Below are 12,543 nucleotides of genomic sequence, written 5' to 3'. Positions count from 1 at the left end.
TTTACCCCTTTCTTTGGTAAAGTTCTATAAAATCTTCTATTATATCCTTTAACAAAATTGTTGTCATAAGATGGTCCTGTGCATGAACGGCAATAAATCCTATTTCAATATTTTCTCCACCTGCTTCCTGCTGTATCATTTTTGTTTGTGAATTATGTGCTTCAACAAGACATTCTTCAGCCTGTTTTACCAAAGTTCTTGCCATTTCAAATTCGTTATTTCTTGCTTTTTTTAATGCTTCCAACAATTTTGAACGTGCATCTCCTGCAAAAGCTACAATTTCAAATCCTACCATCGTTACATCGTCTTTATTCATAGAGAATCCCTTCTTTCCATATTTATTATTTTTAGTTTTTATTTTTATTTTTCTTTCCAAGATGTTGCTGTTCTTTCAACTACTTCATTTAATTCTTCAATATTTTTTCTTCCAACTGTATTTAACCAGTTTACTGTAGCTTCTTCTCCGTCTTTTGCGAATACTTCTACTCCATTTGCCCAAGTTGCTCTTCCACATAATACTCCATTAAATTTAGCTCCTGAATCACAAGCAAATTTCAATGTATCTTGGAATAATCTTGCACTAACTCCAGCGCTTAAATAAATATATGGCAAGTTTGTTGCTTTGTCTTGTTGTTTGAAATAATTTGCTGCTTCTTCTTTAGTATAAACAACTTCTCCATCAGCAAATCCTTCAACATATTTCATATTTACAGGAACTTCTACTTTCAACACATCTACATTATATCTTGGGTTCGAAAATTCCTTCATTGCTTCAATAACTTTTCTTGGTTTTAGTTTTGCAAATTCTGCTGTGCTGTTGTCAGCATCTTTGTAGTTATAGCTTAAAATTTCTAAGAAGAACGGAATATCTTCAGCTACACATTCAGCTCCGACTCTTTCCATGTATGCTTTCTTTTGATTATTAATTTCATCACTTTCATCTACATCATAGTATAACAAGAATTTTACAGCATCTGCTCCTTCTTCTTTTAATCTTTTTGCAGACCAGTCAACAAGACAATCTGGCAATCTTCCAACTGCATTTGCATCATAACCTGTTTTTTCATAAGCTAATAATAATCCCGCATTTTTATCTCTAGCTTTTGCTGCATCCAATCCATATTCAGGATCTAACAAGATTGAAGAAGAATATTTTGTTAAATGTTTTGAAACTAATACTTTAAATTCTTTTATCTGTTCAGCTGTTGCTTCAGATTCTTGATGTTTATTTAACATTTTTTTCAATGCTCCTCTTTGGTCAATCGCTAGTGCCGATATAAATCCATTTTTATCACTTAAATTTTCCAAATATTTTCTTTTTTGTGCTGATAATTTCATTATTTTTTTCCTCCATTTTTTTATACTTTTTCACAAAGAGATTTTTCTTCCTTGCTCTATAAATATTTTTGTTAATTGCTTTTTATTTTTGAAATTATATTTCCAAAATTTCTACTTCATTAAATAATTTGTCATAATTTTCCAAATTTACAAATCCTGTTAATTTTTCCATTGCATTCAACATTCCAAGAACATTCGCTTTTCTCAATAAATCTTCGTCACTCGCATTTTCATGAATTGCTGATGTTATTCCTGCAACAGTAGAATCTCCAGAACCTACAGGATTTACAACTTTTATGTTAGGAACATTCACTTTATAAAATTTATCATTGTGTTTCGCAAAAGCTCCATCTGCTCCAAGCGAAACAATTATCCATTCAATTTTTTCAAATAATTTATCTTTTAAAACTTTTTTTAATTCATCTGGATTTTTAGATACGTCTTTTCCAATTAATTGTGATAACTCTTCTGTATTAGGTTTTATTACTTTTGGTTTATATTCATTTTTTAAAACTTCTAACAATGCTTTTCCAGAACAGTCCAATACAACTGATTTTTTATACTTTTCACAGATTCCAATCATTTTTGAATAATAGTTGATTTCCAATCCATCTGGCAAGCTTCCTGAAATAGCGATAATTTTAATTTCTTTACTCTTCACTAATTTCTCAAAATGCTCCAAAAAATTATCACTTTCAGATTTTGTTATAGTCGGTCCTTTTTCTAAAATTTCAGTTTGATTTCCTTCATGCAAAATCGCAATACAATTTCTAGTTTCCCCTGAAATTTCAAAAAAATCATTTTTTATTCCTTTTTTTAATAATTTCTTTTGAATATCTGTTCCTAAAGCACCACCTATAAATCCCGTTGCAACAACTTCATCATTTAACTGTTTTAGCACTCTTGTAACATTTAACCCTTTTCCACCAGGTGTTTTGCTAACTTTAACTACTCTATTCACAGTATCTAAATTAAATTTCTCCAAGGGATATGAAATATCCACAGACGGATTCATCGTTACCGTCAAAATCATTTAACTAGCTCCTTTCTTAAAATCGAACTTAAGAAGAAAAAATATTATAAATTAACAGGGTATTTTTTAAGTCCGATTTTAAACTTCATTATACAATCAAAAAATTTTGAAAATAAACTTTAAATTTTTTTAGTCTTTATATTCCCCTCTGTCCCATTTTTCCAAAAATTCATCAAAAAAGTCATCATTTTCTTGATTAGGATTCACAGTTTCTATTGCTTTAATTTTTTCAATTAATTTTTCACTTTCTTCAGTCTTTTTATATTCTGCTTTTATAAAGGCTTCCACAATATCAAATAACAACAATTTCCCAGTTATTGCACCACCAAATCCAATTACATTTGCATTCAAATGTTCTTTTGCATAAAGTGCTGAAGTCATATCTCTTACTAGAGCTGAACGGATTCCTGAAACTTTATTTACACTATTATTAATTCCAACTCCTGTTCCACAAATACAAACACCTAAGTCAGCTTTTCCACTTACTACAGCTTCTCCAACTCTTCTACCATAAATTGGATAATGTGTTCTTGTAAAATCATAAGTTCCACAATCTAAAACTTCATAACCTTTTGATTTCAAAAAATCCGATAATGCCATTTTCACATCGGTTACTATGTGATCACATCCAATTGCAATTTTCATATTTTTTCCCATCCTTCATCATTTTTTTATTATTTTTAAACTAAATAAACTAACACATTTTATTTAACATATCCACTCTAATTTGATGTCTTCCACCGTCATAAGGAGCACTTAAAAAATCTTTTACGATATTTTTAGCAAGTCCTTTTCCAACAATTTCAGAACCTATTGTAATAATTCTAGAGTTGTTATGTCTTCTAGTCATGTATGCTGATCTTTCATCAGAAACTTCTGCTGCTATCATTCCTTTTATTTTTGTAGCAACCATAAAACTTCCTGCACCATATGCATCAAACACAATTCCTAAATTATCATCATCTGATAAAACTTCTTTCGCTACTGCACAAGTTGTATCTACAAAATCTTTATCTTCAGATTTATCAATTACATCATACCCATTTTCCAAAAGATAATTTTTGATATAATCTTTTAAATTTTTGCCGTCCGTATCAGCACCTAATATTACTTTCATCACGGTCATCTCCTTTATTTTAATATTCTTTTTACTTTTTCTGTTAAGAGTATACCTCAAAAAAACAAAAAACAATAGTTTTTGTTCGTATTTCAAACATAAAATTGTTTATTTGTTTAGTAAACAAATTTTTTTATATAATATTTTCTATATAATTTAAGTGGCTTATTTTAAAGTAAACAAAGTTTTAACTGCTATTTTAGATAATAAAATAATGTTTTTAACAAAAAGATAGCAAGAAGTCGTAGGCTTTCTACAAGTGGGAGATGAATTGCTTTTTTTGTAAAAAAATTAAAAAAAGGATACATCCATGATACAATTTTTGTATAAAATATCGAAGAGAAATCTTAATGATAAATTTCTAAAGAAATAATTAAAAATAATATTCAAAATCAAAAGGAGGTGTAATTTTATGAAATATAATTTAGCATTCAGATACAGGATTTATCCAAATAAAGAGCAGGAATTATTGATAAACAAGACTTTTGGATGTGTTCGTTTTATTTACAATACAATTTTGTACACTGCGAATAAAATTTATGAAGAGACTGGAAAAAATAAAATAATTACACCTGCCAGTTTGAAGAATGAAAATCAATTTTTGAAAGAAGTAGATAGTCTGGCACTTTCAAATGCTCAATTGAATGTAAAACAATCGTTTACGAATTTTTTTCAGAAGAGAGCGAAATTTCCGAGGTTCAAATCTAAAAAGAATAGTGTTAAAAGTTATACGACAAATTGTGTGAATAATTCGATACGAATTGAGGAGAATAAATATTTGGTCTTGCCAAAATTGAAAAGAATAAAATTAAAATATCATAGAGAAATACCAGAAGATTACAAGATAAAGTCGGTAACACTAACAAACAGTAATGGAAATTACTATGTTTCTGTTTTGACGGAATTTGAAAAAGAAATTCAAAAAATACCAAGTAATGATAAAGTAATTGGACTTGATTTTTCAATGTCTGAATTATTTGTTAGTTCTGAAAACCAAAGGGCTGATTATCCAAGATATTTTAGGATGTTGGAGAAAAAATTGAAAAAATTACAGAAATCATTGTCAAGAAAAGTGAAATTTTCTAAAAATTGGTATAAACAAAAAATGAAAATATCAAAATTACATGAGTATATCAAGAATTGTCGAAGAGATTTTTTGCATAAATTATCGAAAAAATTATCTGAAGATTATAATGCTGTGGTTGTTGAAAATTTGAATATGAAAGGGATGAGTCAGGCATTAAATTTTGGGAAAAGTGTAGGAGATAATGGATGGGGAATGTTTTTGAGGATGGTTGAGTATAAACTGATGTTTTTAGGAAAGCAATTTTTGAAGATAGATAAGTGGTTTCCATCGTCGAAAACTTGTAGTAAATGTGGAAACGTTAAAGAGGAGCTGAAATTATCAGAAAGAAGTTATAAATGTGAGTGCTGTGGAATTGAGATTGATAGAGATTATAATGCGGCACTGAATATAAGAGATGTTGGAAAAGAAATGTTGAAATATTAGGAAATAAAGAAACAGGGCAGGGACTGCCTGAAGAGCTTGGTAAATATATTTGGCTAGCAAAAGCAGATACTTCCCAAGAAGCTCCCGCTTCTAAAAGCGGGAGTAGTTCACCTTATTGATTTGAATTTAAGATTTGATATAAAAAAAGTACCTCCAAACTTTTAAGTTTTTTGGTACAGTTATATTTTTTTAATTTTTATTAAATAACTAAATTTACATATTTCTGAATTTTATTTAATATTTCTTTTTCAGTATTATTTATTACAATTCCCGTCAATTTATCCAATGTGTAAAAGTTGATAAAATCTATTTTTTCAATTTTTGAATCATCCGCAAGTAAATATTTTTCTTCTGAATTATTCAAAACTATTTCTTGTGTGTAACTTTCTTCAAATGTAGAAGTCATAATATCGTTTTCTTTTATTGCATTGCAACTAAAAAACATTTTATTAAAATTCATATTTTTTAGTGTCATATTTGCTATTTCTCCCACAAACGACTTCGTTATTTTTCTAAACTCTCCTCCAACAAGAAACACATTGAAAGTCTCACTTTTTTTTTCAGACAAAATTTCAAAGATAGGTAAACAATTTGTCAAAACTCTAAGCGATTTAAGACTGATTTCTTTTGCCATTAATTCAACCGTTGTTCCTGGACCTAAAAAAATTGTATCTCCTTCTTCTAGCAATTTTACAGCCTTTAGAGCTATTTCTCTCTTTTTCTCTATATTTAAGACATATTTATCCTCATGCGACAACTCCTTATACTGAAATGTATTTTTACTCTTAGCTCCCCCATGTGTCCTTTTTAATATTCCCAATTCCTCCAATTCAGTAAAATCACGCCTCACAGTCATATCGGAAACATTTAAGCTCGTAACTATCTCTGAAACTCTTACTGTTCCCTTTTTCTCAACTATTTTTGTTATCGCTTCCAATCGTTTATTTTTGCTTAGCATTTAAAAACACCCTCTTTTTTAATTTAATTATCACAAAAATTATCATTATTAAACATAAAGCTACATATTAATATTTTACCAAACTTCTTTTATTTTTCAAAGTATAAAATTTTCAAAAAATAAAAATAATAATTTTTAGTACAAATAAATCTACAAAAATGTTATAATAAACAAAGTTATAAACTAAGAAAGGATATAAAAAAACTTTAAATGAGTATATTATCAGATATTGCAGTACCTGTTGCAAAATTAGTAAATGTGAAAAAATATAAAGAAAAAGATTTCTTAAATCCAAAAAGAAATACTGATTTTTTAAATAAAAAATTTTTTGATAAAACTCTGAATATAAAAGAACAATTTATTGACGGGTTTCAAGTACTGACAATTTTTAAAAATAATACTAAAAATAAACACATTATATTTTTACACGGCGGAGCATATGTAATGAAAGCTGTCAAAGGGCACAAAATTATAATTGAAAAAATGGCAAAAAAGTATAATTTAAAAGTCACGTTTATTGACTATCCCTTGGCACCTGAAAATGACATTCAAAAAGCACATAAAATTTTGTCAAAAACATACAAAAAAATTACTTCAAAATATAAAAATGATGAGTTTTTCTTATTTGGAGATTCTTCTGGTGGAGGGCTGGCACTATCTTTTTTACAGCAACTAAAAAATAGAAATGATGTCCCTTTTCCCAACAAAACAGTATTGATGTCCCCTTGGGTTGACGTTTCTATGACAAATAATGAAATTAAAAATTTTGAAGAGAAAGATCCGCTTCTTCCATTAAATGGTTTAATAACTACGGGAAAACAATTTGCAGGAAATTTGGATACTCAAGACCCGTTAATTTCGCCGATATATGGAAATATGGACAATTTAAAAGATATTTTTTTAATTTTTGGTACAAACGAAATTTTTTATCCAGATTGTCTAAAACTAAATAATAAGCTAAAAACTTCAACTGGAACAACTGTCAAAGTGAAGGTCGGAAAAAATATGTGTCACGACTGGATTTTAGCACCATTAAAAGAAACTAATGAAACTATTGATGAAATATGTAACTTTTATCTAAATTCATAAATTTTAGGAGGAATTTTGAAACAAACTACTGAAAATAATTTTGAAAAATCAATAAATAAAGAAAAAAATGAAAAAATTTTAAAAATTTATAAAACTATCAAACCTGAAATAAAAAAAGCAATCAAAGGTTATAAAGAGGCATGGAATAAATCAGAAAAAGAAATTTTTGCAGAAATAGCATTTTGTATCTTAACTCCCCAATCCAAGGCAAAAAACGCCTGGAGTGCAATCACCACTCTTGTTGAAAATAATCTTTTATACACAGGAAACGCCGCAGAGATAGTAGATTACTTAAATATTGTAAGATTCAAAAACAACAAATCTAAGTATTTAATAGAATTAAGAAATTTAATGACAAGACACGAAAAACTTCAGCCAAAAAAAATATTATCTGAAATAAATGATACTTTTGAAAAAAGAAAATGGATTTTAAAAAACATAAAGGGAATGGGATTAAAAGAAGCAAGCCACGTTCTAAGAAATCTTGGATTTGGAGAAAACATAGCTATTTTAGACAGACATATATTAAGAAATTTAAATGAATTAAATATTATTGACAGTATTCCAAAAACGATAACTGAAAAAAAATATTACGAAATAGAAGAAAAAATGAGAAATTATTCAAAATTTTGTAAAATAAATATGAATGAACTAGATTTGGTTCTATGGTATAAGGAAGCTGGAGAAGTTTTCAAATAAAAAAAGACTAATTTACCAATTCTGAGGAGCCAAGAGCTGGCATTCTTTTTATTTGAACAAAAAAATGGCGTCCCCGGCTGGGCTCGAACCAGCGGCCCTCTGATTAACAGTCAGATGCTCTAACCAGCTGAGCTACGGAGACGCAGAAAAAGAAAAGTTTGGCGACTGCCCATTTTCCTGGCGCATGCCAAGTATCGTAGGCGCAAGCAGACTTAACTGCCGGGTTCGGGATGTCACCGGGTGTATCCCTGCCGCAATGGTCACCAAACAAGAATGGATGTAAAGGGCAATGGGAAATAAATAGCAGGCGAGCAAAAGATTAAAAAAGCCCAAGTAATATTAGTACTGGTCAACTGAACGCATTGCTGCGCTTACATCCCCAGCCTATCGACCACATGTTCTCTGTGGATACTGCGAGCACTCATCTCAAAGCCGGCTTCTCGCTTAGATGCTTTCAGCGATTATCCTTACCAGACGTGACTACTCAGCCGTGCCACTGGCGTGACAGCTGATACATCAGAGGTCTGTCCAACCCGGTCCTCTCGTACTAAGGTCAGATCTTTTCAGTGCTCAAGCGCCTGCAGTGGATAGGGACCGAACTGTCTCACGACGTTCTGAACCCAGCTCGCGTGCCTCTTTAATGGGCGAACAGCCCAACCCTTGGGACCTTCTCCAGCCCCAGGATGAGACGAGCCGACATCGAGGTGCCAAACACTTCCGTCGATATGGACTCTTGGGAAGTATCAGCCTGTTATCCCCGGGGTAGCTTTTATCCGTTGAGCGACGGCCCTTCCATGAGGGACCGCCGGATCACTAACTCCTACTTTCGTACCTGCTCGACCCGTCGGTCTTGCAGTCAAGCTCCCTTATGCGTTTGCACTCGAAGGCTGATTTCCATCCAGCCCGAGGGAACCTTTGAACGCCTCCGTTACTCTTTTGGAGGCGACCGCCCCAGTCAAACTGCCCGCCTAGCACTGTCTCCGCGAGCGGATTAGAATTCCGGCAGCATATGGTTGGTATTCCAACAGCGACTCGGAAGAGGCTGGCGCCTCAACTTCGCAGTCTCCCAACTATCCTATACACACGTTGCCAGAACCCAATGCCAGGCTGCAGTGAAGCTCCACGGGGTCTTTCCGTCCTACTGCAGGTAGCCGGTATCTTCACCGGCATTACAACTTCACCAGGTCTCCAGCCAAGACAGCTCTCAAATCATTTCACCATTCGTGCAGGTCGGAACTTACCCGACAAGGAATTTCGCTACCTTAGGACCGTTATAGTTACGTGCCGTTCACCGGGGCTTCAAATCGGAGCTCTCACTCCTCCTCTTAACCTTCCGGCACTGGGCAGGTGTCAGCCCATATACGTCGCCTTCCAGCTTAGCATAGACCTGTGTTTTTGGTAAACAGTTGCTTGAGACTCTTCACTGCGTTTCCCCTTGAGGCGCTTCTCCCCTCAGGTATGTCAGGCACCCCTTCTCCCGAAGTTACGGGGCTATTTTGCAGAGTTCCTTAGCTAGAGTTATCCTGTCACTTTAAGTTTCTCACTCTGTCCACCTGTGTCGGTTTAGGGTACGGGCGCTGTCCAGTCTCGCTAGAAGTTTTTCTTGGCAGTGTAGGATCTGTGACTTGTGCAGGAGCACTTGCCCATAGGGTCTCACCTTTAGGCACGCGGATTTGCCTGCGTGCCCAGGCTACGCCTTTAGAAAGGCTATTCCGTCAGCCTTCTCACATACCTTGCTGCGTCACTCCGTCACTCAGGCGACTGACAGCGGTACAGGAATATTAACCTGTTTCCCATTCGCAATCACATCTCTGCTTACGCTTAGGTCCCGACTTCCCGGGGCGGACAAACCTTCCCCGGAAACCTTGGACTTCCGGAGGGATTCTCGCCCTCCTTCTCGCTACTCATTCCTGCATTCTCGCTTCTGATGTCTCCAGCAGGCCTTCCACCAGCCTTCGCAGACCTACAGAACGCTCTCCTACCAAGCGGCATGCTTCCACAGCTTCGGTTTATGTCTTGAGCCCCGTTACATCTTCGGCGCAGATACTCTCGACCAGTGAGCTATTACGCACTCTTTCAAGGCATGGCTGCTTCTAAGCCAACCTCCTATTGTCTGTGAATATCCACCTCCTTTCCCACTTAGACATAATTTGGGACCTTAGCTGGTGGTCTGGGCTGTTCCCCTCTCGTCCGCGGACCTTGTCATCCACGGACTCACTCCGAATCAGTAATAAATGGTATTCGCAGTTTGCTTGATTTCGGTAAGCAGTACGCCCCTAGATCATACAGTGCTCTACCCCCAGTTATCTAAGATTCAGGCTGCACCTAAATGCATTTCGGAGAGAACGGGCTATTTCCTAGTTCGATTGGCTTTTCACCCCTAGACCTATCTCATCTCCCAACTTTTCAACGGCGGTGAGTTCTACCTCCACTGAGTCTTACCTCAGCTTCAGCCTGGACAAGATCACTAGGTTTCGCGTCTATGACCAGCGACTTAGCCGCCCTGTTAAGACTCGGTTTCCCTTCGGCTTCATTAATTAGCCTTGCCACTGATCATAACTCGCAGGATGATTAACCAAAATCCACGCAGTCACCCCGAAGGGCTCCTACCGTTTGTAAGCACACGGTTTCAAATTCTATTTCACTCCCTTGCACAGGGTTCTTTTCACCTTTCCCTCACGGTACTCTTCACTATCGGTCAATAACAGTATTTAGCCTTGCGTGATATGGTCCACGCTGATTCACGCCAAGTTCCTCGTGCTTGACGCTACTCGGGAGTTTCAAGTCATGGCTCAGCATTTACGTGTACAGGACTGTCACCTTCTACGGTTCAGCTTTCCAGCTGATTCTACTTGCTGCCACCACTTAGACATTATGGCGTCAGTCGTATGAAATCCCACAACCCCGCGCCGGCAACGCTGCCAGCTTGGCACCGGCACGGTTTAGGCTTCTCCCCGTTCGCTCGCCGCTACTCAGGGAATCGTTTTTACTTTCTTTTCCTCCTGCTACTTAGATGTTTCAGTTCGCAGGCTTACCACTCTCGTGCATGCTCTTCAAGCATGCGGGTTGCCCCATTCGGAGATTCAGGCGTCATTGATTATGTGCATCTCACCTGACTTATCGCAGCTTATCGCGTCCTTCTTCGGCTGTTATTGCCTAAGCATCCTCCGTGTGCTCTTAATTAGCTTTTTTATCAAACAGAATAATCTATTTTGTTGTAATCTTTTACCTACTATTCATTTCCCATTGTCCTTAAAAGGAAAAACTTCAAAGAAGAAGCGCAGGAAAACATGCTCCTTAGAAAGGAGGTGATCCATCCGCACCTTCCGGTACGGATACCTTGTTACGACTTCACCCCAATCACTGTCCACACCTTAGATGCCTTCTTCCGAAAGGTTAGACCGGCAGCTTCAGGTGCAGACAACTCTCGTGGTGTGACGGGCGGTGTGTACAAGACCCGAGAACGTATTCACCGCGGCATTGCTGATCCGCGATTACTAGCGATTCCAACTTCATGAAGCCGAGTTGCAGGCTTCAATCCGAACTTGGACTGGCTTTAGAGGTTGGCTTGGCATTGCTGCGTCGCATCTCTCTGTACCAGCCATTGTAGCACGTGTGTAGCCCAGATCATAAGGGGCATGATGACTTGACGTCATCCCCACCTTCCTCCTGCTCTTCGCAGGCAGTCTCGCTAGAGTCCCCAACCTGATGATGGCAACTAGCGATAGGGGTTGCGCTCGTTGCGGGACTTAACCCAACATCTCACGACACGAGCTGTCGACAGCCATGCACCACCTGTCACTCGGCTCCCGAGGGCACAGCGGCGTCTCCGCCGCCTTCCGAGGATGTCAAGATCTGGTAAGGTTCCTCGCGTTGCGTCGAATTAAACCACATGCTCCACCGCTTGTGCGGGTCCCCGTCAATTCCTTTGAGTTTCAGCCTTGCGTACTCCAGCGGATTACTTATCGCATTAGCTTCGGCACGGACACTCTTCATGCCCACACCCAGTAATCATCGTTTACAGCTAGGACTACCAGGGTATCTAATCCTGTTCGCTCCCCTAGCTTTCGCACTTCAGCGTCAGTTGCCGTCCAGTGAACTATCTTCATCATCGGCATTCCTGCACATATCTACGAATTTCACCTCTACTCGTGCAGTTCCGTCCACCTCTCCAGCACTCAAGCCGGGTAGTTTCCAAGGCAGGCTGCTGGTTGAGCCAGCAGTTTTCACCCCGGACTTACCTTACCGCCTAGATGCCCTTTATGCCCAATAATTCCGGATAACGCTCGCGACATACGTATTACCGCGGCTGCTGGCACGTATTTAGCCGTCGCTTCTTCTGCAGGTACAGTCACTTCCTTCCTCCCTGCTGAAAGCACTTTACGATCCGAAAACCTTCTTCGTGCACACAGAATTGCTGGATCAGGGTTGCCCCCATTGTCCAATATTCCCCACTGCTGCCTCCCGTAGGAGTAAGGTATCTCAGTCCCCTTGTGTCCACCCTCTCAGGCTACCTATCATCGCCTTGGTAAGCCGTCACCTTACCAACCAGCTAATAGGACGCAAAGCTCTCGGACGGCATCCTTTTCATGGCCAGCCATGCGGTAAGCCCACAGTATCCGGTCTTGCCAGCCGTTTCCAGCTGTTATCCCGGTCCATCCGGCAAGTTCTTTACGCGTTACTCACCCGTCCGCCATGGTTGCCACGGCGCAAGCGCCGCTTCCCCATCGACTTGCATGTGTTAAGCATTCTGTCAGCGTTCATCCTGAGCCAGGATCAAACTCTTCATTCAACATTAT

The 12,543-nt window shown here is 37.2% G+C and carries 9 protein-coding genes, 1 tRNA gene and 3 rRNA genes; 3 read left to right on the top strand and 10 right to left on the bottom strand.

Going from position 1 to position 12,543, the window contains the following annotated elements:
* Position 1 precedes the first annotated feature (1 nt).
* The 5 genes from AB8B22_RS00500 to lacA all read right to left on the bottom strand — a co-directional run bounded on the left by AB8B22_RS00500 (position 2) and on the right by lacA (position 3,488).
* On the bottom strand, positions 2-316 hold the full coding sequence (locus tag AB8B22_RS00500) for a PTS lactose/cellobiose transporter subunit IIA (protein WP_369711159.1): 315 nt from the start codon (positions 314-316) through the stop codon (positions 2-4).
* 44 nt (positions 317-360) lie between these two features.
* Positions 361-1,338 (bottom strand): tagatose-bisphosphate aldolase, encoded by a 978-nt coding sequence (gene lacD, locus AB8B22_RS00495; RefSeq protein WP_369711158.1) that lies wholly within the window; start codon positions 1,336-1,338, stop codon positions 361-363.
* Between the two features lie 94 nt (positions 1,339-1,432).
* Positions 1,433-2,371 (bottom strand): tagatose-6-phosphate kinase, encoded by a 939-nt coding sequence (locus AB8B22_RS00490; RefSeq protein WP_369711157.1) that lies wholly within the window; start codon positions 2,369-2,371, stop codon positions 1,433-1,435.
* 129 nt (positions 2,372-2,500) lie between these two features.
* Positions 2,501-3,016 (bottom strand): galactose-6-phosphate isomerase subunit LacB, encoded by a 516-nt coding sequence (gene lacB, locus AB8B22_RS00485; RefSeq protein WP_369711156.1) that lies wholly within the window; start codon positions 3,014-3,016, stop codon positions 2,501-2,503.
* A gap of 49 nt (positions 3,017-3,065) precedes the next feature.
* Positions 3,066-3,488 carry a galactose-6-phosphate isomerase subunit LacA gene (gene lacA / locus AB8B22_RS00480; RefSeq protein ID WP_060918038.1) on the bottom strand — a complete coding sequence of 141 codons (423 nt, stop codon included), beginning with the start codon at positions 3,486-3,488 and terminating at the stop codon, positions 3,066-3,068.
* 412 nt (positions 3,489-3,900) lie between these two features.
* Here lacA and AB8B22_RS00475 point away from each other — a divergent pair, with 412 nt between their 5' ends.
* Entirely contained in the window at positions 3,901-4,998 is a 1,098-nt protein-coding gene (locus AB8B22_RS00475; protein ID WP_369711149.1) for an RNA-guided endonuclease TnpB family protein, read from the top strand.
* A gap of 199 nt (positions 4,999-5,197) precedes the next feature.
* On the opposite strand, the gene AB8B22_RS00470 is transcribed toward AB8B22_RS00475, so the two are convergent.
* Entirely contained in the window at positions 5,198-5,956 is a 759-nt protein-coding gene (locus AB8B22_RS00470; protein WP_369711155.1) for a DeoR/GlpR family DNA-binding transcription regulator, read from the bottom strand.
* A 210-nt stretch (positions 5,957-6,166) separates the two neighbouring features.
* On the opposite strand from AB8B22_RS00470, the gene AB8B22_RS00465 reads away from it, so the two are divergent.
* Together AB8B22_RS00465 and AB8B22_RS00460 are read left to right on the top strand one after the other, a co-directional pair.
* A complete protein-coding gene (locus tag AB8B22_RS00465; protein WP_369711154.1) occupies positions 6,167-7,045 on the top strand; it encodes an alpha/beta hydrolase fold domain-containing protein in 879 nt (292 codons plus the stop codon).
* 15 nt (positions 7,046-7,060) lie between these two features.
* Complete coding sequence (locus AB8B22_RS00460; protein ID WP_369711153.1) at positions 7,061-7,744, top strand: N-glycosylase/DNA lyase; 684 nt, start codon at positions 7,061-7,063, stop codon at positions 7,742-7,744.
* 65 nt (positions 7,745-7,809) lie between these two features.
* On the opposite strand, the gene AB8B22_RS00455 is transcribed toward AB8B22_RS00460, so the two are convergent.
* The 4 genes from AB8B22_RS00455 to AB8B22_RS00440 all read right to left on the bottom strand — a co-directional run bounded on the left by AB8B22_RS00455 (position 7,810) and on the right by AB8B22_RS00440 (position 12,536).
* A tRNA-Asn gene (locus AB8B22_RS00455) sits at positions 7,810-7,886 on the bottom strand.
* Between the two features lie 14 nt (positions 7,887-7,900).
* A 5S ribosomal RNA gene (gene rrf, locus AB8B22_RS00450) occupies positions 7,901-8,012 on the bottom strand.
* A gap of 51 nt (positions 8,013-8,063) precedes the next feature.
* Positions 8,064-10,936 (bottom strand): 23S ribosomal RNA (locus AB8B22_RS00445).
* A 109-nt stretch (positions 10,937-11,045) separates the two neighbouring features.
* A 16S ribosomal RNA gene (locus AB8B22_RS00440) occupies positions 11,046-12,536 on the bottom strand.
* The 16S, 23S and 5S rRNA genes sit together here with 1 tRNA gene alongside, the layout of an rRNA operon.
* Positions 12,537-12,543: the final 7 nt, after the last annotated feature.

This window comes from Leptotrichia rugosa, assembly GCF_041200005.1.
In the GTDB taxonomy this organism is placed as follows: domain Bacteria; phylum Fusobacteriota; class Fusobacteriia; order Fusobacteriales; family Leptotrichiaceae; genus Leptotrichia; species Leptotrichia rugosa.
Note: the sequence above shows the minus strand (reverse complement) of the source record. Positions and strands in the feature narration are given on the sequence as shown.